The organism is Chryseobacterium sp. P1-3, assembly GCF_000738495.1.
Taxonomy (GTDB): Bacteria; Bacteroidota; Bacteroidia; order Flavobacteriales; family Weeksellaceae; genus Chryseobacterium; species Chryseobacterium gallinarum.
On record NZ_JPEQ01000007.1, the window covers coordinates 818,601 to 838,276 of the forward strand.

The following is a 19,676-nucleotide window of genomic DNA, read 5'->3' on the forward strand; positions in this document are numbered from 1 at the left end:
TTTCTCAGGTTAAAAGCCGGATAGTAACCAAAAAATCAGAATCTGCATCGGCTTCAAATGGCAGGTTCCTGTTAACATCTTTGGGAAGCGTTCAGAGGTGTAGTAAATAGAAGAACACTTTCTTGTGCTGATCTCTAAAGTAAGACACTCTGATGTATGATCTCACATCTCTTAAACTTTATTCAATTGATCCGGTATTGAAAGATAATACCGGTACTGAAGCATATTCATCATAAGAAAGGTATAATTCATAGTTGTAATTTTTTGGTGCGTGATAAATATAAAAAAATAATTCTTATATCAGTGACATTTATGAAAAAAAAAACTATAAAAAAAGCTTTTTATCTGGCTATATGCACAATAAAAAAGATACAGGCCTGATGACCTGTATCTTTTTAATCTGAAACGATAAATCAAAACTATCGCAAATCTCGCGTTATTATGGTAATCAAGTAATTATTGTGATTTCTGTATATTAAAAACAGTCCCTGCCGGATCCATAATCCAATGCATATCTTCGGGAAGTTCTTCTATTTCGTCACAGGTTTCTACTCCTTTTGACTGTAAATATTCCGTAGCTTCTCCTACATCAGGAACGGTGAGCTGCAACCAGGTTTCGGAATGGGTATAGTTATCTACACAATCCAGCCATATTATATTATTTCCAAATTTTACTTCATGTGTCCTGGAAACAGTTGGATTATCAACCGGTTTTTCTTCTACCTCCAGTTTGAGAATGTCCCGGTAAAAAGCAACTGTTTTTTCGTATTTATTTTTTGGAATTTTTATGGCAATATTTATTCCTGCTTCAAATTTTACATTCATATCCAATACAATAATCTGTTTATATTTCAATATCACCGGTTATTATTTCTCCGGAACGTTTATAAACGGCAATAATTACTCCTTTTGAAGTCACATGGCTCTCTGTCAAAGCAAAGGCTGCTGGCACCGCATTATGGTCAAACAGTTTTTTGCCTTCGCCAAGGATCAGCGGATAAATTTTAAGCCGCAATTCATCGACAAGATCATGCTTCAGCAACAGATGGATAAGTTCACTACTCCCCCAAACCTGGATATCGGGTCCTTCGGATTGTTTAAGCTTCTGTATTTCTGCCACATCTTTAAGGAAAACAGTATTTTCCCAATCTGATTTTTCCATGGTTTGAGATAAAACATATTTTGTCCCTTTATTAATAGCCGGCCAGAAATCTGCATGGCCCGGCCAGTATGACGAAAAAATATCATATGTTTTTCTTCCCAAAAGGTAGTCAGCAGGTTTCATTTCCTCCTGCATAATTTGTCCAAAAAGTTCATCACCGTAAGATACTGTCCAGCCTCCATATGCAAAATTACCGGATGTATCTTCTTCAGGTCCGCCGGGAGCCTGCATCACACCATCTAAAGTAATCATTGATAAAACACTTATTTTTCTCATTGTAATTATTTTTTAATTAAGATATTTTATATTCCATTCAACCGGTTACTTTAAAAAACTGTTCAGCTCATTCAGGATTGTTGCGGTCTGCATCATCAGGCTCACATGGCTCTGTCCGGGAATAATAGCCAGGCGGGATTTTGGCATTGGGGACAGATCGGCAGAAACTCCGCCTCCCAATAGCTTATATGTTTTTGCAAGTTCAATCTTATCCAGTCCATCATTGTCACCGGATATAATTAAAACAGGTGCAGAAATCTTAGAAATATTGGCATCGCCCAGATCAAAAGGCTGGCCTGCAGCAGCGATCATCTGCTCTAAAAATTTTGTCCATTTTGTTTTATCGGGAGCTACCTGGTCATAGGCAGTCTGCATGGGACTATTAGTAAACAGTTCAGGTTTCATTGTTTTAAAGACATTATTTACCTCCGGTATCCAGCCTGTATTTTTATAGGTTGCAGAGATTATTACCAGTTTATTAAGTCTATCAGGGTTTTGTATGGCAAATTGATAAGCTATTGCACCGCCAAAGCTGTATCCGGCAATATCTGCCTTATCAATTTTCAGATAATCCATTACTCCTTTGACATCGCTTGCCAGATTAGCGTGTGATAATTTTCTGTCTGAAAATGGAGTATGCCCGTGTCCCTGCAACTCGATGGCGATAACTTTCCGGTTTTTCGACAAGTCAGGGATCAGCTGTCCCCAATTCGTATCAATGGTCATAAAAGCACCATGTAAGAGTACAAGAGGTTTCCCTTCACCATATACTTCATAATAAACTTTGATTCCGTTAACAGGTATATAACCGCTTACGGAAGGTTTTATTTTCTGGCTGTATAATGATGATACAGCAAACATCATAATTGCTATCAGTAGCGGCTTTAAGAAACGAGCCGGAGTGAATGTATTTTTCATAATATTATCTGGATTTAAGTTAATCAATATTCATACTCAAAATTACCAAGCCATTATGAAAACCGACTTGTCACAAGGCAAGATTTTTTGGAAGTAATGTATTTTAATGCTTTATATTTTATTCAGTTCAAAAGATTTTAAAGCAAAAAACTTAAAATAAACCCCACCTTAGTTAAATATTTTCAAAATAATTACACTTTAGTTGACGAAAATTGATTAATTTCGGGTTGAACTAAAACAATATTCTTATGAAAAATTTAAAGAAAATCGAAAGACAGGAACTGAAAGCGATCAAAGGTGGTATTAATTGCCCTGGAGGCCAGATTTGCTTAATCAACGGAAAATGGCAATGCATGCCATATGACGGATGTGGTGGTGGAAACCAGCCCTAATTTGTACACTTAAATTACTTGATTATGAAAAATTATAAGAAAATTCCGAGAGAGCATTTGAAAAATATTAATGGCGGAACATTAACCTGCTCTGAGGCATGCTGCCCACCACCGGGGAAAAAAAGATGTCCCTGGATTGTTTGTGTAGCGCCATGTGATATACTAAGTTAACAGCATATACATAATCAGAATAAAAAAGCCTTAGAATCCAAACTCTAAGGCTTTTATAATGATCAGATTTGTTGCTATAGCCTAAATAAAACCATCTTGTAACCGGTAGACTTTTATCTTATGTATTATAAAAATCAAAGTCGTTAATTAATGAGAATATCCCGGCGTGAGTAGATTCCAGGTCAGCATTCCATAACATAACAATGATCGCTTTTTGTTTTATATTCTTTAATTCTATGTATTTAATGTTATTATTATGATACCTGATTAATCCGGAGAGCGGCTCAATGGTGATCCCAATCCCCGCTTCTACAAGTCTTATAACTGTACTGGCATGGGAAGATTCATGAATTACGTTTGGTAAATATCCGGCATCAATACATATTGATTCAATGATTCCTACATACAATTCTCCATCAGCTTTCGGAGCTAATATAAAAGACTCGGTTTCAAACTGAGCCACACTTACAAAATTTGAATGGTTTATTGGATGGTTTTTAGGCAAAACAACAGCAAAGTTTTCTTCTTTTAACACCTTGCTTTTTAAGTTGCCTTTAATGGTAGGGTTAGTGGAAAGACTGATATCTATTTCCCTGTTTCTTATAGCTTCTACCTGGCGGGTATTTGACATTTCTATCAATATGATTTTGATTCCTGGCAAGGCATGGTTCAGCTTTTTTACAAGATCCGGTAAAAAAGACTGCATTACCGAATGAGTGTATGCAATTCTGATTTCGCCCATTTCTCCCTTCTCAATCTGTGCACTTTGCTTAATACAGTAATCCAGCTGATTGATTATTTTCTGGACCTCATTTCTAAAGTATGCCCCCGCAGGGGTAAGCTCTACATTTCTCTTGTTTCTTTTAAATAATACAATTGACAGTTCATCTTCAAGCTTTTTTTATTTGCCTGCTGAGAGCTGGTTGTGCAATAAACACCTTATCCGAGGTTTTTGTAAAATTTAATGTTTCGGATAGCTTTAAAAAGTTTCGTAATACTTCTATATCCATACTAATGCAATTTAGGAATAAGTTTGATGATAAATAAGTATTTTTTTTAATAAATTTTACTTTGTTATTTTGTTCATAAATAAAATATCATGAGCACATTATTACGTAAAGCATATTCTGCAGCATCATTTGAGCAACAAGGCTATCAATTAATCAGCCTTTTGGCTCAACATCTCAAAAAATCCACAGATCATTCTGCTATGAACTGGATTGCTCCTGAAAAGCAGATGGAATTCTGGAAGAATGATTTTAGTTCGGGACTGCTTTCCGATCCTGTTACTCTTTTTAAAGAAATAGCTGACCGGTCTATTAATGTGAGAAACCCCAAATATATGGGACATCAGGTTGCCTGTCCGTTACCTTTAACCATACTGAGCTCTGCTTTTATTTCTTGTCTTAACCAGAGCTTACCTATTTATGAAATGGGTATGGTGGGGACTGCATTAGAAAAAATAGTTACCGACCATATTAAAACAAAGTTCGGATTCGGGAATCAATCATCCGGGATTATTACATCAGGAGGCTCACTTGGAAACCTTACAGCTATTTTGGCAGCCAAAGCACAATTTAAGGAAAAAGATCATCCTGATTTAGTAATTCTTGTTTCCCGGGAAGCCCACTATAGTATAGAACGGGCGGCTAAAATTGCAGGACTTCCAGCTTCAGGACTTATACAATTGCCAGTAAATGAAAAGTTTCAGTTGCAGACGGAATTACTCACAGAAGTATACCGGGATTTAACTTTGAAAGGGAAGAAAGTTTTATGTATCGTAGGGTGCGCCTGTTCTACATCGCTCGGGGTTTATGATGACCTTGAGGCTATTGGCAGCTGGGCCCGGGAGCATAATATCTGGTTTCATGTTGATGGGGCACATGGTGGTGCCGCTATTTTTTCACCTGATTATAAGGATTTGCTAAAGGGAGCAGAACAAGCAGATTCAATTATCCTGGACTTTCATAAGCTATTGATGGCTCCATCTTTATCAACGGCTCTTATTTATAGGGACGGAAAAAATGCAAAAAAAACCTTTGCGCAGGAAGCTGATTATTTATTTGACAACCATGATAAAAATGATTGGTGCGAATCCGGGAAGAGTACCTTCGAATGTACCAAACCGATGCATATTTTAAATACCTATATGATTTTACGGACTTATGGTGATGAAATTTACAGGGAGAATATAGATACCTTATACAATCTTGCAAGAAAATTCTATTTTATGATCGAGAATGATGATAAGTTTGAAGCTGCCCTGGAACCTATGAGTAATATTGTTTGTTTCAGGTATAAAAACGGTAATAATTTAAATGTAATTAACCATACGATTTCAAAAGAAATTCTTCTTGACGGGTCCTATTATATTGTAAATACAACTATCAATGGGGAGTTTTGGTTAAGGGTTTCGATTCAGAATCCTTTTACTAACGAAAGTCATTTTAAGGGTCTTTTAGGCAAAATAAAAGAAATTGGTGGTAAGCTGCAGGAGATTATATAATGACGCAACATAATATTTTTGTGGCAATTTACAACAAGTGAAAATGGGAGGGAGTCTCAAAAGGGATCAGGAGCAAAAGTTGGTGACATAATAAATTGGGTCTGGATATAAAAAATTCTGTTGATTATTGATTGGCTCAAAATTATTGAAATCGTTTTTCACGCAAAGTTTAAAAAAATAATGTTCCATTTCAAGTAGGCAAAGAAGACAGCATAGCTGCTGACTAAGCGCATGCAAAGTCTTCGCTTCATCAGAAGCGATTAAAAATCGATTCATTTCTTAGCTTATTTAAAATAAAGAGTAATCAAAAAGAAATCTTTGGGTGAATTTTAAAAATTAAATAGATCTAAATATTATAAGACCATAACTTTGCGCTTGATCCCTCAAAAGTTGGGATGGGAAAAACTCAAAAAATAAAAACCTACTGCGATCAGTAGGTTTTTATTATTGCGGAGAGTGAGGGATTCGAACCCCCGGACCTGTTACAGTCAACAGTTTTCAAGACTGCCGCAATCGACCACTCTGCCAACTCTCCCTAAACTCCGGCTATACCGTTGTTTTCAGTGGTGCAAATATAGAACGATTTTTAATTCCTGCAAAACTTTTCAGGAACAAATTTTAACAGAACTTAATAATAGACTAGAAATCAAGGGAATTATTTCATCCTATCTATTTTCCCTGCTATTCACATTCATAGTAAACTTTCAACATTTATTTAATTCTCTGAATTTTCTTAAATCATCCTTAAACACCTTAACCATATTGTTTTCAATTCAACCATATTAATCTTATTAAATCTACTTTCCTTTTCTCTGCATCTGTAGCTACAATTTAACCACAAAAGTCACAAAGCTTCTGAACATTTTAGTTTTTGAAGTTATAAGCATTATGTTAAGAAGAACACAGAAGTTTAAAAATCAAAGATTTTATAATCAGCCATATCCGCATAATCTGCGGTATCTGTATATCTGTAAACAAAAAAGTATCCACAAACATCTGTGAAAATCCGAACAATCTGTGGGAAACTAAAGATCAAAAAAAGCGCACCCATTGGGCACGCTCTGTATCATTGAACACTGGATATTAGTGTAATTCAGCTAAGTATTTCTCTGCATCCATTGCCGCCATGCATCCACTCCCTGCAGCGGTAATAGCCTGTCTGTAGATATGATCCTGAACGTCTCCTGCTGCAAATACTCCCGGAAGATTTGTTCTTGAAGATCCTTTCTCTGTCAGAATATAACCATTTTCATCAAGATCCACCTGGCCGACAAAGATATCCGTATTCGGTTTGTGACCGATGGCGATGAAAATTCCTTCCACATCTATCTTAGAAGTTTCCTGTGTCTGGTTGTTGATGACCACAGCTCTTTCCACCAAACTGTTTTCTCCTTCTATTCCAATCAATTCATGGTGGAATTTCACCTCAATATTCGGTGTGTTTTCTACTCTGTGAATCATTGCTTTTGATGCTCTGAAAACATCTTTTCTTACCAGCATGGTTACTTTTCTGCATAATTTTGCCAGATAAGTAGCTTCTTCAGCAGCAGTGTCTCCTGCTCCCACCACCACAACGTCTTTTCCTCTGTAGAAAAACCCGTCGCATGTAGCACAAGCTGAAACTCCTCCCCCGGCATATTTTTTCTCATCTTCCAGCCCTAAATATTTTGCGGTAGCTCCTGTTGAAATAATAACAGTTTTTGCTAAGATCTCTTTATTACCTGCATATAGTTTGTGAACACCCCCTACTTCTTTTGAAAATTCAGCTTTGGTGATCATCTCATAGTGAACCTTTGTTTCAAATCTTTCTGCCTGTTTTTGCAGATCCATCATCATTTCAGGACCTGTAATCCCGGCCGGATACCCTGGAAAGTTATCTACTTCAGTAGTGGTAGTTAATTGTCCGCCCGGCTCCAGACCTGTATACAATTCAGGTTTTAAGTCTGCTCTTGCTGCATAGATTGCAGCTGTGAAACCAGAAGGTCCAGATCCAACGATCACACAATCTAAAATGTTTTGCTCCATAATTTATTTGTTCGAAAAGATTTAATTCAATTAAGTCCGCTAATTTCGTAATTTTTAATGTTTTTTTAAAGTTATTTTAATGATACTTGTCAATATCAGATATGCGGATTGTCAATGAAGGGTATGAGATGCGGGATTAGGATGAGGGACACGGATTTTAAAATTGATCGATTATTTTATCCGCTTCTAATCTCTTCATCTACCTCCTCACTCCAGCATCCATTTTACCAGTCCCTTCTGTTCCACAATATTCCAGGAATGGGGATGTTTTTTACCGTTGGCTCTTATACCACGGTTCTTGGTTTCTATGTATTCTGCAGTATGATTTCCAAGATTGACTAAAGCCTCATTGGTTTTTTTTAAGAACAAAAGCGTTCAGGTCTTCAAACTTTCTGCCTTTGTTTTGCTGTTGCCAATCCAGATCCGGTTCACAGTAAAACCTTGTTTTGATATTTTTTAAATATTGAATATTTTCCACTGAATTGGAAGTCATCAGATAGGGTGAAGCGGCTTTATATGTTGCCGGGTTTTCATCGGGTTTTCCTAATTCCTGATCAAAAAGCGCGATAAGGAATTTCCCTTCTTCCACTGCGTCAGGATCTACGTTGGCAGCCACATCTTTTTCAGCATTATGATAGAGCTGTTCCAGGTCAACAGGTGAATCTACCACCAATAGTCCTTTGGGCTGAATAGCGTTTTCATTTTTGATTAAAAAAGAAGAAAGTAACAGAGCTACATTACCACCGCTGGAAAATCCTCCTATAAAAACATTGGCCTTATCAATATGATGCTGATCAAATATGGAGTTTAAAACAGCTGCATATTCCTTCTTTTCAGATTCTTTTAAAAATAGTTTTTGATTATAATCTAAAAGTATTGTTGTAATACCTTCTTTCTCAATACTTTTCAAAAAGCCGGCTTCAGCTTTTGTATGTTCAATATCACAAGGAAAACAGGGAAATAAAACAAGTACCGCTTTTTGATTGTCAGACCGGGTTACTTCATAATGATTGTTGTTCTCTGTGTTTTTTATCAACTTTCCCTGAAGTGCAGCTTAGTAAAAATAAGGATAAAACAAATAGTAAAATATTTTTTTGCATTAATAATTATTAAAAAAATTCGCACTCGCCAGACTCTCAAACCCTATACTTTCATCTTGATCTTATCCACATTAATAATCTTATACACCAGTTCTTTGATCAGTTCTGCTTCACTCATATTCACAGCTCCAAGTCCTTTCCCTTTCATATCAAATTCTCTTAAAATAGAGATCACCCTTGTGGCATGTTTTAAAGGATATAACCTGGCACTTTCGGCATAATCTTTAATGAAATAGGGATTCACACCCATCCGGGAAGCAATAGCTTGGGGAGGTTGTCCCGCCATGGTCTGATAGATTATAACGTTTGAAAAATAACTGTAAAGGCTGGCCAGCATCATCACAAACGGATTATTCTTGGGGTTTTTACCCATGAAATGGGCAATTTTAAAAGCTGCATTGGCATTTTTTGTTCCTAATGCCTTTTGAAGCTCAAAAACGTTATACTCTTTACTGATCCCGATATGATTTTCAATGATGGTTCCGTCAAGAATTTCACCCTCTTTGAGAATCATTTTCAACTTATTAAGTTCATTAGCTATTCTCGACAGGTCATTTCCCAGGTATTCTGCCAGAAGATGGGAAATATTAGGAGCGGTTTTGATTTGAAGTTTTGTACATTCATCCGCAATCCATTTGGGAAGATTGCTTTCTCTCACAGGTTCACTCAGGAAAAGAGCTTTGGCCTTATCCAATGCTTTGGCGGCTTTTTTGCGGCTGTCAAGCTTTTTATGTTTATGGGCAAAAACCAGTACTGTAGAAGGTACCGGATTTTCTACATAAGATTCGAGGATCCTGTTTTCCTCTTCATTCAGTTTCAGATCCTGGGCTTCCTTGACAATGATTACCTGTTTATCCCCCATCATAGGAAACTGCCTTGCCAGAGAAAGAATCTCCTGATAGGAAGTGTCTTTTCCATAAGTAACGGTCTGGTTGAAAGCTTTTTCATCTTCTTCCAGAAAGTCGTGTTCAAGGGCTTTTACAGCAACATCTATAAAGTAGGGTTCTTCTCCATGGAAAAAATAAATAGGTAAAACTTCTTTATTTTTAATATTTTTGAGGATTAAATCTAATTCTTTCATCTTACTAATGGAACTTCCAAAACTGAATTTTCAGGAAACTTTTGATTTTAAATTCAAGAAAGACAAAGATAAGTTTTTTATTTATGATTTAGTTCGCAAAACTTATCTTCTGCTCACTCCTGAGGAATGGGTAAGACAACACTGGGTACATTACTATCTTACCGTAAAGTCCTACTCTACATCGGCTTTAATTACTGAAAAAAAAATTATTCTCAATGGTTTAACCAAAAGAATTGATCTTTTAGTGACCGAAAGAACAGAGCCTATAATTCTGATTGAATGTAAAGCTCCTCAAATCAAACTCACAGAAAAAAACATTTGAGCAGACCGCACGATACAATTCTATTGTGGGCGCTAAAGAAATTATTTTAACCAACGGACTTCAGCACATCAATGCGTATTACGAAGACGGGCAATACCGGTTTTACAGACCTGAGTAAATTAAAAGACAGCTTTCACTACAGCTAAATCCCTGCATCATAAAAGATTAATAATCCTCTATTAAGTTATTTTCATTAATTTAGTTGAGGATTTTATTTGTCCTGTATTAAAAACACCAAGATTATACCCATTACTAAATTACAAAATATGATACGTTCAATCTTATTAACCGCATTCATGATGACATCAGGAAGTCTTTTCAGTCAGAAACTTACAACAATTTCCTACCAGGACGGTTCTCAGAAGCTGAATGGTTTAATCACTTCCAATGCAGGAAAAAAGCTTCCCGGAGTTTTAATCCTTCCTGCCTGGAAAGGGATAGATGAAGAAGCTAAAACAGCTGCTATAGAGCTTGAAAAGCAGGGATACATTGCCTTTATCGCTGATATTTACGGAGAAGGAAAAATTCCTGCTGATAATGAATCTGCTGCGAAAAGCTCAGGATATTACAAACAAAATTATCAGGAATACCAGAAAAGGATTTCATTAGCATTGGAACAGTTGAAGAAAAACGGTGCTATTTCCGGGAAAACAGCCGTTATCGGATACTGTTTCGGAGGAACAGGTGCTTTGGAAGCAGCCAGAGGCAATTTAGCTGTTGCAGGGGTTGTATCAATCCATGGAAGCCTTGCTAAGGACCAGACCAGAAAAAATGAAAAACTGAATGCTAAAATTTTGATTGAAAACCCGGCAGATGATAAAAGTGTAACACCACAGGATTATGATAACCTCATCAAAGAAATGAATGAAGGAAATGCCGACTGGCAGATCATTACCTATGCCCACTCCAAACATACCTTTACGGATCCTAAATCCCCCGATTATAACGAAATAATGGCGAAAAGAGCTTGGAACCATACCCTGATGTTCCTGAAAGAAATACTGAAATAGTCTTTAATATATCCTTTTGATCAGTTTGACAATGTACCGATGAAATTTATTCCCGGTACATTGTTATATTGATGATTTTTATTACTGAACCGTTTCTTGCTGAGCAGCACTCAATTCAACGTTATAATTCTTTGGAGAATATTTCGTCAAAGAACCTGTAGCCGCATCAATTCCTACTCCGATAGCGCCACCAAAAAGGATATTAAGCAATGTTACCGGGTTAAAAGTTTTAGTCAGCTTCACCTCTTTGCTGTTATAGCCTTCTTTTTCAAAAGTAACCATTTGTTTGCTCAATGATCTTGGTATTTCAGCTACACACGGAGTCGTACATTTTTCGATTCCTTTGTGAAATACTTTGACGCCTTCAGGGCTTGAGGTAAATGATATTTTGTCTTTAGTTCCTGTGAACATGGAAGCGCAGGAAGTCATAGAAACTGTAATACCCAATAATAATGCAACTGATAGTTTGTTTTTCATATATTTAAATAATTAATTTCCTTATTATTTCAGCGCGCGAACATACAAAATAATTCACAATAACAAGTATTAATCCGTATCAATAATATACTTCTATAACCAGCTTTACTACTAAGTCTTTAAAACAAAGGGTTTTAATTTTACATGACATTTTACCATAAAAAAGCAAATCCGCTGATTGACAGATTTGCTTTGTATTTTATTGTATTCATTAATTATTCAGTCTACTCCTTCTTCTTCCCTGTTCACCAACTCCATAGAAAATGCGGGAAGGCAGATGGCAAGATATTCGCAAGGCTCTGAAAACGGGTTACTGTACCGGATTCTGGCTCCCTTTTCAATAAGGATACTATGGCCTTTTTCCAATACTACAATTTCTCCATCTATTTCAAATTGTTTTTTTCCCGAAATAATATAGGTAAATTCATCAAATTCCGGAGTCTAATGTGGCTCGCTCCATTCCGGAGGTGCTACCATATGGGCAATGGAAATATCAGAGTTTCCGGTAGAATTTCCCCAGTGTTCCTCAATCAGCTTTCCATCTCTGGCAGGAACTATAAATGGGGATTGCTGGATTTTATATTTTTTCATACCAATCTTCTTTTTTTATTTCATACACGAAATTAGTTCTCGTGGGTTCTCCAAAATATGCCACTTCTTCTTCCGCTATTTTTTTGCCCCCAAGCCTTTCCAAAGCAATCTGTGATCTGAAATTCTCTTTTCCGATATGAAAGTGAACTTTATCTACAAACTGAAAGATATATTCCAGCATCAACTTTTTAACCTGCGGATTGATCCCTTTTCCCCAGGATTTCGTCCCATAGAAAGTATAGCCAATAAAAATATGGTTGTCATCCTCATCAAAATTATAATAACGGCTGCTTCCCAGAACATCTCCCGTAGCTTTTTCAATAATTTTGAAGGCTCCCTTGCTTTCCATGGCTCCCTGAAAAAAGTTTGTAAAAACTTCCCGCTTATAACGGTCTTTATTAGGATGTTGTTCCCAAACTTCAGGATCAGAAGCCACTTCATATAAAGATTCAAAATCCCCTTGCTGTAAGGGGATTAATTGAAGTTCTTCATTCTCTAAAACGGGCTGAACAGAAAAATTCATGATTTAGCTCTTTTTAGTAGAATCTGATTCTATTTTCTTGATTTCTTTTAACTTGTCGGAAATCTTGATTACGGTATCTAACTTTGATGGCTTTAACGGAACTTCCGCCTGAGCCGTATCCCATTTGATCACTAGGTTTCCTGAGTTTTCATCTGTAGGGTTCAGGGTAATTTCAAACCATTCCTGCTTGTCTGCAAGTTTACTGACAGGTACAGTAACATCTACTACGTCTTGTTTAGGGTCATAGGTATAAGCCCCCCATTGCTGAAAGTCTTTATTCAGAATAACTTTCCATTCTTTTTCTGTCGGAACAATGAATAATCCATAGGTTCCTGCCTGAACCGTTTTTCCTCCAAAATTAACGGCTTGTCCGAAGGTAATTTTCGTAGATGAGTTCGCTCCTGCTCTCCATACTTGTCCATAAGGAACCAGCTCTCCGAAAATCTTACGTCCTTTTACTCCCGGTCTTCCGTAGTCGATCGTGATCTTGGACATTGAAAACTGCTGCTCTACTCTTTGTCGCGGGCTTGCTGCCGGTACGGAATAATCCTGTGCGAAACTGAATGCCGATACTGAAATGCAAACTGCTGCTAATAATTTTTTCACGTGTAAATTTTTGTTTAAAATTACAAAAATCAAAACAAAATAGCTTTCTCCAGCTCCAATAATTTTTGTTTTCTCCATATCCCGCCACCATAACCGGTTAGCTGACCATTGCTTCCAATTACCCTGTGGCAGGGGATGATAATGGATATTTTATTTAAGCCGTTAGCATTGGCAACAGCCCGTACAGATTGGGGACTCCCTAAGATATCTGCCTGTTCCTGATAGCTTCTCGTTGATCCATAGGGAATACCCTGCAGAATTTCCCATACCTTCTTCTGAAATGCAGTACCCACCGGTGAAAGGGGAACTGTAAAAATGCTCCTTTTTCCTTCAAAATATTCGGTAAGTTCTTTTTCCAGAGTGGTAAAGTGAGGGTTCTCTCCCTGTATGATATTGGCATTATAATACCGGGATATACTTTTAAGTTCCGTGGGAAGAGCCTTTCTGTCAGAAAATTCCAGGAGGCATATTCCTTTTTCATCAGCACAGGCTATCATGGTTCCCAGTATGGTTTCAATTCTTTTAAGATCAATGATTTTTTCCATTGTATTATTTTTAGGAGAAACCCCAAAAATATTTTTAAAACTTTCATTGAAACCACTAAGGCTCTCATATCCCACCTCAAAAGCTACCCCTGTAACAGATTCTCCCTGCTGAATCTTTTTAAATGCCGTATTCAGCTTAGACATTCTCTGAAAAGCCTGAAAAGTCATCCCGTGATGTTTCAGAAACCATCTTCGGACCGTAGCTGGCTCCCACCCTCTTTTAACGAGATCATAATCTTTCAGCTTTAATGAAGGATCTGCGGTAATTTCATGCAACAATTCTTTAATATATAAAGGAGTAACGTCAGGATTTTCAAGGGGTTTGCAGACTTTACAGGGGCGATACCCTTTCAATAGAGCGTCTTTCGTATTGGAAAAAAATTCTACATTTTGAAATTTAGGTTTACGTGCTGTACAGGTCGGCCGGCAGAAAATTCCGGTAGTTTTCACTCCCATCCAGAAAACTCCTTCAAATGAAGGATCTTTTGTATAGGAAGCCTGATACATTATTTCGTCTGTAAGTTCCATGATCAGAAAAGTAAATTAAAATTATTGTTATCTGTAATCATCTCACCGGCTTTTTCCAGATCACCATAAACAGGCCTGGTTAAGAATGCCCCGGAAGTAATTCTTTTTACACCTGAGTTTTTAAGAGTAATATAGCCTGCTTTTTCGTATGCCTTTGCACTTTGTACATTCCATACATTTCCTGATAATAGAGGCTCTTCATTTTGATATAAATTTTTGAAACCGATCATTATTCTTTTTCTTCAAAAGTACCTCTATTCTTAAAGGACGTACAACCGAAAAATGAACAAGTATTTTATTGCAGGCTGAAAATATTCACACCTGCGGTTAAAAAAGAATTGCTTTCTCCAGCTCCAGCAGTTTCTGTTTTCTCCAGATACCACCTGCGTAACCTACCAGTTCACCATTGGAACCAATCACCCGGTGGCACGGAATTAAAATAGCAATCTTGTTAATCCCGTTAGCTGTTCCTACTGCACGGATGGCCTTGGGATTTCCCAGGAATTCGGACTGCTGTTTGTAAGTTCTTGTTTCTCCCATCGGAATCTCACGCAGCAACTGCCATACCTGTTCCTGGAACACGGTTCCTGTTGTATATAACGGTACCTCAAAAGCGCTTCGTTTTCCTTCAAAATAGTCTTTCAGTTCGGCTTCCAGCTGCTCAAAATGCGGGTGTTCCTGTTCTATAATTTCTGCTTTTATAGCTTTTGATAAGGAACGGATTTGCTTTTCAATATTTTTCCGGTCTGTAAATTCAAGCAGGCAGATACCCTGTTCTACAGCACAGGCTATCATCTCTCCCAGTGGAGTATGTATGGTTTTCTGATATATAATTTCCATTGGTTTAAAAATACTATTTTTTCAGGATAGTATCTCCCAGTTTTAGTTGATCCATCGTGAAATGCATTTTGCATATTCTTTCTTTCCCCAGGAATCCTGCCTTCAGTAATTTTCTACCATTCTATTTATTTATTTGCTGTTCCAATGAGAATGGGTAATTTTATAGTTCTAAACATGAATCACCATAATGCTCAAAAAAACATGTCTTTTCCTGCTGTTTTCTGCCGGATTTTTCGGGATGAAGGCTCAGCAAACTATCCCCTTCCGGATTACAAAACATAATAATATCATTATAAAAACCCTTGTCAATAAAAAGGACTCACTTGACCTGATGTTTCAGATTGCCATGAAAGATGGCTCTCTGTCCCCCGGACGACAGCGGAAAACAGATCATATTATTTTTAATAAAGAAAAAGTTAGCGATCACAACACTGTGCAAACCGGAAATCTAATCCTGGAAAATATACGCTTTTTTGATAATGAATTATCAGGTCATGAAGCTGACGGAAAGATCGGGACAAGACTTTTTGAAGGAAAAACATTTAAAATTGATTATGATAACAGCCAATTTGTTATTTATGACAAAGAGCCTGATCTGAAAGGCTTCCAACCTCTTACAACCATTTTTGATCATGACGCTTTTTATATTTCAGCAGACAATACCATAGATGGAAATCGCCGGCGAAAAGCTTATTTTGCACTGCAATCCGGCTATTCGGGAGGAATTTTATACAGTAATAACTTTGCAGAAAAAAATGAGCTGGATAAAAAATTAAAAATAACCGGAGAAAAGATGCTGAAAAATTCCCACGGGCAAAGCATTATTACCCAACAAGCCATTCTCCCTTTTTTTACACTTGGAAATATTGTTTTCAAAGATATTCCTGTAGGTTTCTTTGCAGGTGACTTAAAGACACAAAATGTCAGCTATTTCGGTGCAGACATGCTCCGGAGATTTATCTGGATCTTTGATGCAGACAGAAAAACTGCCTATATCAAACCCAGCAGATATTTTTCAGCCCCTTATTACAAACTTAACTAAACACTCGTATATTTCATGCTACGAAAACATATTAAGATCAACACTGCTCTAAGTATTTTACTTGTCCAACTGACTCTTGTCAGCTGTCAGAAAGGCAATAAAAAAAACAGCTGCCGAAACTGTAAAAACAGCTAACGATTCCATCAAAGCCACTCCTTTGGTTACTCAGGAAGATACAATGGATTACAGTAATTTTCATATTTACAGTATCTCCGTAATGTCTTCTGCAGAAAAAGATGCGTTGGCAGATGTTTTTATCTCTGTATCTGATATTTATACCGACCCGCACCCGATACAGGAAGGTGCTTTAAAAAAACAAAAGGATATTCCGTTTGAACAGATTCAATATCTGGAACTTGACGCCCAGCATAGGAAAAAGATGATGGATGCGCTGAAACTGACTGAAACTGATTTCCTTTATATTTTCAATTATGCGTTAAATACACTTCAGCAGATCCCCATACACAAGCTGAAAGCAGTTGCTTATTTAAGTCCTTATGAGTCGGATGGTGAAGAAGTTGACCCGGATTCCTACATGATAGGCTTTCAGATTGAACACCTTCAAAACAATACTATCTACGACAAATATACGAATGCCATTGCTTATTTTGGAAGTAAAAATCCATTCATTGAAGGCAAGATGCAAGCTATAGCCTGGAAAAAAGCGGGTGCTGATATTGGAAAGAAATATTTTAACCATCCAAAACTGAAATCCGGAAATACATACCAGGCCCGGTATGAAAATCTTACTTATTATCTGCAGGATTATCTTGAAGAAGAGATGGTAATGGAACGTAAGCTTGCTGTTTTCAATGACCGTAATGAAAAGATATTTGAAAGGACTATAACGCCGGCCGGAAATGATGGTGCTGAACTTTCTCCTCTCAACGGAATAGAAACTGACGAATCTAATTTAATGCAATGGACAGGTTATCTTTTCAAAGGAAAACCCCCTGTAATTTTCGGATTTACTGTACAATCGTTCGGCTGTCCGTCCATTACATTTTTAGACAAAGAGGAAAAAGATATGGTGATTAATTGTGATAACAGGCATTAAGAACTTTTCCAGCCCGGTGAGTAGATAATTCGGAAACTGTTTATTACCTTACTTTTCAGGCTGATCTTTATTATAAAATATAAACACACCCTATATGCATTATGTAGGGTGTGTTGGTACATTTACTGACGGCAGACTTCCTTTTTACCGGATTATTTTATGTCCGGATAAAGCTTATTCTTCAGATTCATGAAATAGGTTTCCGCATTTTTAAATTCGTTGTTTTTCATAAATTTGATGATAATATTAAGATAAGATTCCGAAGGGATAAATTCAGCCCCTATTGTATCGGAAAACGTTTTATATTTTTCTTCAAGCTGTTCCGGACTTTTGGCAAATTCTTTAATATTGGTCCTGAATCCGTTGAATATAAATTTCAAAGCTTCATAATTTCCGGGATAAGAAACGGTTCCATGCACTTCACCTTTAAAGAATGTATGTTTATAATTCAATGTTCCGTTTTGCTCAACAATGGTTCTGAATTCATTGATGGCCTGGGTCATATCGGAATTCCAGTTTTTCTGCTGTTCTTCATTATCTGCCTGGGAAACATATAAAGATTTCTTTGCCGGGAAGTTTTTGTTTTTCTCCAGATAATCTCTTGTTTTTGAAATCAATATTTTATGATCCCACCAGAGGCTTGGATCATTTGCGACATAAGCATTGAAGTCATCGGGATGGGTAAGAAAAGTATGAATGGCAAACAATCCGCCAAATGAGTGCCCTACCAGAACAGAATACTCCTGGGTTCTGTATTGTTTACGGATAAATGGTTTCAATTCTTCCTGTATGAAACTTCTGAAATTTTCACTTCCTCCGCTATCTGCAAAAAGAATCAGATTGGGATTTACCGGGCTTTTCTTTTGGGATTTTGTGGGAGTAAGATCCCTGGTTCTTTCCGTATTTTTAATTCCCACCACAATGCATTCCGGGAGGTCTGCGTATGGAGGCCTTGACAGAAAATCTGTCATTCCGGCGTAATATTCAAAATTATTTTCACCGTCTAAAAGGTAAATGACCGGATATTTTGCAGGGCTGATACTGTTGTCATCATAGGTTTTAGGAAGGTGTACCCAAATTTCCCTGTTCTCCTTTAAAATTTTTGAAAATAATATCTGTTTTTCTCCTACAGTTACTTTTTCCTGTGCTTTCGTTTCTGAAATAAAAATGATCAGCAGTGCAAAGCATGCCCATTTAAACCATTTGTTCATAGTGTTCTTCTTTTCTATGTTGATGAATATTTTTAATTTCTTTTGCTTTTTTCGGGGATTTGTTTCTTCTTCCCCACCAGATCAGAAATCCTGTAACAGGAAGACTTGTGCAGATTATACCGATAATGAAAGTGAATATTTTCCCGAACATTCCTCCCCAATAGCCTACGTGGAGATCAAAGTTTGTATGTTCAATCACTTCATGCATCCTCACTTTTTCAGGGTAATTGATTTCATTTCCTGTATACTTATTGATTTCCATCCTCTTACCATTCACGATACTTTTCAAGCCGATAAACTGAGCTGCCACCACATGGTATACTGTTGTGGAATCTTTTCCCGGGATACCTATCCTGACCTGCCTGGCTTCAGGAAATTCTCTAAAGCTTTTTTCTACAAAAGAGGCATAGGACAATGATTTTTTCTGAGAATCAAATTCAGGCTCATACTTTTCAGCAATTTTGTGAGCATCTGTAACGCCACCAAAAGCTTCCTGGGTAAGATCTGACAAAACTTTATAAGCCATGATCAATCCGGTAATGGTAATAAATATTGCCGGTAATACTGAATAGAAGCCAAAAACATTATGAAAATCATAATTCCTGCGGCGCCATTTTGTTCCGGATTTGATTTTAAATGCAGCCGTCCTTGTCGTTTTGTTCCATTTTTTTGGCCACCACAATATCAAACCACCCAGCAGCTGAATGAAAAAGATAATGGAAGCAATGCCTACTACCGTTTTCCCTAATTTCCCAGCCAGTAACTGCGCATGGATATGAGCTACCACATAAAAAAAATTCATAGCTTTTGGTAGAACCGATCACTTTTCCTCTATAAGGATCCAGATAGTGGTAGGCAAATACTCCTCTGGGACCACGTCCTTTTGGTTTTGCTGCTTTTTCTGCATTTTTATTTTCTGGTGGCTGAGTTGCAGAAGCCACCCGGAAACTCCGGTTCGCATCTTTATAAGTATCGAAATAAAAAGGTTTCCTGTCCGGAACCTGCTGATGAAACTGAACAAGAAGTTGTTCGGGAGTCATTTTTTTTATGTTAGCCGGGGCCTGAACATATTTAGCACTTCCTCCGAACAGGTCAATAATTTCATCACAAAAGACAAATATTGTTCCTGAAAGGGTAACGGTGAATACAATAATTCCGGAAACGAGTCCCAGCCAGAGATGCAGCCATCCTGTAATTCTCTTTGTCAGGGATTTTCCTTGTTTTTTCCTGAGGTTAGTTTTTTTGTTTTCCATATCTGCTGATCAGGTTATCTGGTTGCTGGAATGCAGGAAT

At 37.1% G+C, this 19,676-nt stretch carries 22 protein-coding genes, 1 tRNA gene and 3 pseudogenes; 6 read left to right on the forward strand and 20 right to left on the reverse strand.

Annotated features, from left to right (window positions below; translation table 11 throughout):
- Positions 1 to 456: 456 nt before the first annotated feature.
- Genes HX13_RS12195 through HX13_RS12205 form a run of 3 tightly spaced genes read right to left on the reverse strand, consistent with a single transcriptional unit; the run spans position 457 to position 2,356 of the window.
- On the reverse strand, positions 457 to 855 hold the full coding sequence (locus tag HX13_RS12195) for a VOC family protein (RefSeq protein WP_238555277.1): 399 nt from the start codon (positions 853 to 855) through the stop codon (positions 457 to 459).
- Positions 845 to 1,438 carry a dihydrofolate reductase family protein gene (locus HX13_RS12200; protein ID WP_050021289.1) on the reverse strand — a complete coding sequence of 198 codons (594 nt, stop codon included), beginning with the start codon at positions 1,436 to 1,438 and terminating at the stop codon, positions 845 to 847. Before HX13_RS12200 ends, HX13_RS12195 begins: the two co-directional genes overlap by 11 nt.
- A 45-nt stretch (positions 1,439 to 1,483) precedes the next feature.
- The gene (locus HX13_RS12205; protein WP_050021290.1) at positions 1,484 to 2,356 is read right to left on the reverse strand and encodes an alpha/beta fold hydrolase; all 873 of its coding nucleotides are present in this window, start codon (positions 2,354 to 2,356) and stop codon (positions 1,484 to 1,486) included.
- A 248-nt stretch (positions 2,357 to 2,604) separates the two neighbouring features.
- Between HX13_RS12205 and HX13_RS22520 the strand changes: the two genes are divergently transcribed.
- The gene (locus tag HX13_RS22520) at positions 2,605 to 2,748 is read left to right on the forward strand and encodes a bacteriocin-like protein (RefSeq protein WP_156173307.1); all 144 of its coding nucleotides are present in this window, start codon (positions 2,605 to 2,607) and stop codon (positions 2,746 to 2,748) included.
- 289 nt (positions 2,749 to 3,037) lie between these two features.
- Here the strand turns inward: HX13_RS22520 and HX13_RS12210 are convergent, their stop codons facing one another.
- The gene (locus tag HX13_RS12210; protein ID WP_128572388.1) at positions 3,038 to 3,661 is read right to left on the reverse strand and encodes a LysR substrate-binding domain-containing protein; all 624 of its coding nucleotides are present in this window, start codon (positions 3,659 to 3,661) and stop codon (positions 3,038 to 3,040) included.
- 148 nt (positions 3,662 to 3,809) lie between these two features.
- Positions 3,810 to 3,929, reverse strand: a complete 120-nt coding sequence (locus HX13_RS26375) for a LysR family transcriptional regulator (protein ID WP_128572389.1) — start codon at positions 3,927 to 3,929, stop codon at positions 3,810 to 3,812.
- Between the two features lie 89 nt (positions 3,930 to 4,018).
- Here HX13_RS26375 and HX13_RS12215 point away from each other — a divergent pair, with 89 nt between their 5' ends.
- Positions 4,019 to 5,425, forward strand: a complete 1,407-nt coding sequence (locus HX13_RS12215; RefSeq protein ID WP_050021292.1) for a pyridoxal phosphate-dependent decarboxylase family protein — start codon at positions 4,019 to 4,021, stop codon at positions 5,423 to 5,425.
- Between the two features lie 450 nt (positions 5,426 to 5,875).
- Here the strand turns inward: HX13_RS12215 and HX13_RS12220 are convergent.
- From HX13_RS12220 to holA, 5 genes are all read right to left on the reverse strand, one after another.
- Positions 5,876 to 5,960, reverse strand: a tRNA-Ser gene (locus tag HX13_RS12220).
- 548 nt (positions 5,961 to 6,508) lie between these two features.
- Positions 6,509 to 7,450 (reverse strand): thioredoxin-disulfide reductase, encoded by a 942-nt coding sequence (gene trxB / locus HX13_RS12225; RefSeq protein ID WP_050021293.1) that lies wholly within the window; start codon positions 7,448 to 7,450, stop codon positions 6,509 to 6,511.
- Positions 7,451 to 7,657: 207 nt separating this feature from the next.
- Positions 7,658 to 7,819 (reverse strand): hypothetical protein, encoded by a 162-nt coding sequence (locus tag HX13_RS22525; RefSeq protein WP_157837440.1) that lies wholly within the window; start codon positions 7,817 to 7,819, stop codon positions 7,658 to 7,660.
- Positions 7,797 to 8,486: an alpha/beta hydrolase family protein gene (locus HX13_RS12230; protein ID WP_050021294.1), complete on the reverse strand. Its 690-nt coding sequence runs from the start codon at positions 8,484 to 8,486 to the stop codon at positions 7,797 to 7,799. Before HX13_RS12230 ends, HX13_RS22525 begins: the two co-directional genes overlap by 23 nt.
- A gap of 107 nt (positions 8,487 to 8,593) precedes the next feature.
- Entirely contained in the window at positions 8,594 to 9,631 is a 1,038-nt protein-coding gene (gene holA, locus HX13_RS12235) for a DNA polymerase III subunit delta (RefSeq protein WP_050021295.1), read from the reverse strand.
- 7 nt (positions 9,632 to 9,638) lie between these two features.
- Between holA and HX13_RS12240 the strand changes: the two are divergent.
- Together HX13_RS12240 and HX13_RS12245 are read left to right on the forward strand one after the other, a co-directional pair.
- A pseudogene (locus tag HX13_RS12240) lies at positions 9,639 to 10,071 on the forward strand (type I restriction enzyme HsdR N-terminal domain-containing protein).
- 148 nt (positions 10,072 to 10,219) lie between these two features.
- Positions 10,220 to 10,963 (forward strand): dienelactone hydrolase family protein, encoded by a 744-nt coding sequence (locus tag HX13_RS12245; protein ID WP_050021432.1) that lies wholly within the window; start codon positions 10,220 to 10,222, stop codon positions 10,961 to 10,963.
- Positions 10,964 to 11,044: 81 nt separating this feature from the next.
- On the opposite strand, the gene HX13_RS12250 is transcribed toward HX13_RS12245, so the two are convergent.
- From HX13_RS12250 to HX13_RS12280, 7 genes and pseudogenes are all read right to left on the reverse strand, one after another.
- The gene (locus HX13_RS12250) at positions 11,045 to 11,440 is read right to left on the reverse strand and encodes a hypothetical protein (protein WP_050021296.1); all 396 of its coding nucleotides are present in this window, start codon (positions 11,438 to 11,440) and stop codon (positions 11,045 to 11,047) included.
- Positions 11,441 to 11,659: 219 nt separating this feature from the next.
- Positions 11,660 to 12,031: pseudogene (locus HX13_RS12255) on the reverse strand (cupin domain-containing protein).
- Complete coding sequence (locus HX13_RS12260) at positions 12,018 to 12,554, reverse strand: GNAT family N-acetyltransferase (RefSeq protein ID WP_050021297.1); 537 nt, start codon at positions 12,552 to 12,554, stop codon at positions 12,018 to 12,020. The pseudogene HX13_RS12255 and the gene HX13_RS12260 overlap by 14 nt, the downstream one beginning before the upstream one ends.
- Before the next feature lie 3 nt (positions 12,555 to 12,557).
- A complete protein-coding gene (locus HX13_RS12265; RefSeq protein ID WP_050021433.1) occupies positions 12,558 to 13,160 on the reverse strand; it encodes a DUF2911 domain-containing protein in 603 nt (200 codons plus the stop codon).
- Positions 13,161 to 13,189: 29 nt separating this feature from the next.
- Positions 13,190 to 14,233, reverse strand: coding sequence for a bifunctional transcriptional activator/DNA repair enzyme AdaA (locus HX13_RS26040; protein WP_050021298.1), 1,044 nt, complete (start codon positions 14,231 to 14,233; stop codon positions 13,190 to 13,192).
- Between the two features lie 2 nt (positions 14,234 to 14,235).
- Complete coding sequence (locus HX13_RS12275; RefSeq protein ID WP_050021299.1) at positions 14,236 to 14,463, reverse strand: hypothetical protein; 228 nt, start codon at positions 14,461 to 14,463, stop codon at positions 14,236 to 14,238.
- Between the two features lie 97 nt (positions 14,464 to 14,560).
- On the reverse strand, positions 14,561 to 15,073 hold the full coding sequence (locus tag HX13_RS12280; protein ID WP_050021300.1) for a methylated-DNA--[protein]-cysteine S-methyltransferase: 513 nt from the start codon (positions 15,071 to 15,073) through the stop codon (positions 14,561 to 14,563).
- 187 nt (positions 15,074 to 15,260) lie between these two features.
- Here HX13_RS12280 and HX13_RS12285 point away from each other — a divergent pair, with 187 nt between their 5' ends.
- Together HX13_RS12285 and HX13_RS12290 are read left to right on the forward strand one after the other, a co-directional pair.
- Positions 15,261 to 16,115: a hypothetical protein gene (locus HX13_RS12285; protein ID WP_050021301.1), complete on the forward strand. Its 855-nt coding sequence runs from the start codon at positions 15,261 to 15,263 to the stop codon at positions 16,113 to 16,115.
- A gap of 76 nt (positions 16,116 to 16,191) precedes the next feature.
- The gene (locus HX13_RS12290) at positions 16,192 to 17,172 is read left to right on the forward strand and encodes a hypothetical protein (protein ID WP_050021302.1); all 981 of its coding nucleotides are present in this window, start codon (positions 16,192 to 16,194) and stop codon (positions 17,170 to 17,172) included.
- Positions 17,173 to 17,324: 152 nt separating this feature from the next.
- On the opposite strand, the gene HX13_RS12295 is transcribed toward HX13_RS12290, so the two are convergent.
- The 3 genes and pseudogenes from HX13_RS12295 to HX13_RS25620 form a co-directional block, all read right to left on the reverse strand.
- Positions 17,325 to 18,383 carry an alpha/beta hydrolase gene (locus HX13_RS12295; protein WP_050021303.1) on the reverse strand — a complete coding sequence of 353 codons (1,059 nt, stop codon included), beginning with the start codon at positions 18,381 to 18,383 and terminating at the stop codon, positions 17,325 to 17,327.
- Positions 18,367 to 19,185 (reverse strand): PepSY-associated TM helix domain-containing protein, encoded by an 819-nt coding sequence (locus HX13_RS25615; protein WP_262483536.1) that lies wholly within the window; start codon positions 19,183 to 19,185, stop codon positions 18,367 to 18,369. The genes HX13_RS12295 and HX13_RS25615 overlap by 17 nt, the downstream gene beginning before the upstream one ends.
- A gap of 64 nt (positions 19,186 to 19,249) precedes the next feature.
- Positions 19,250 to 19,636: pseudogene (locus tag HX13_RS25620) on the reverse strand (PepSY domain-containing protein); the annotation flags it as partial.
- Positions 19,637 to 19,676: the final 40 nt, after the last annotated feature.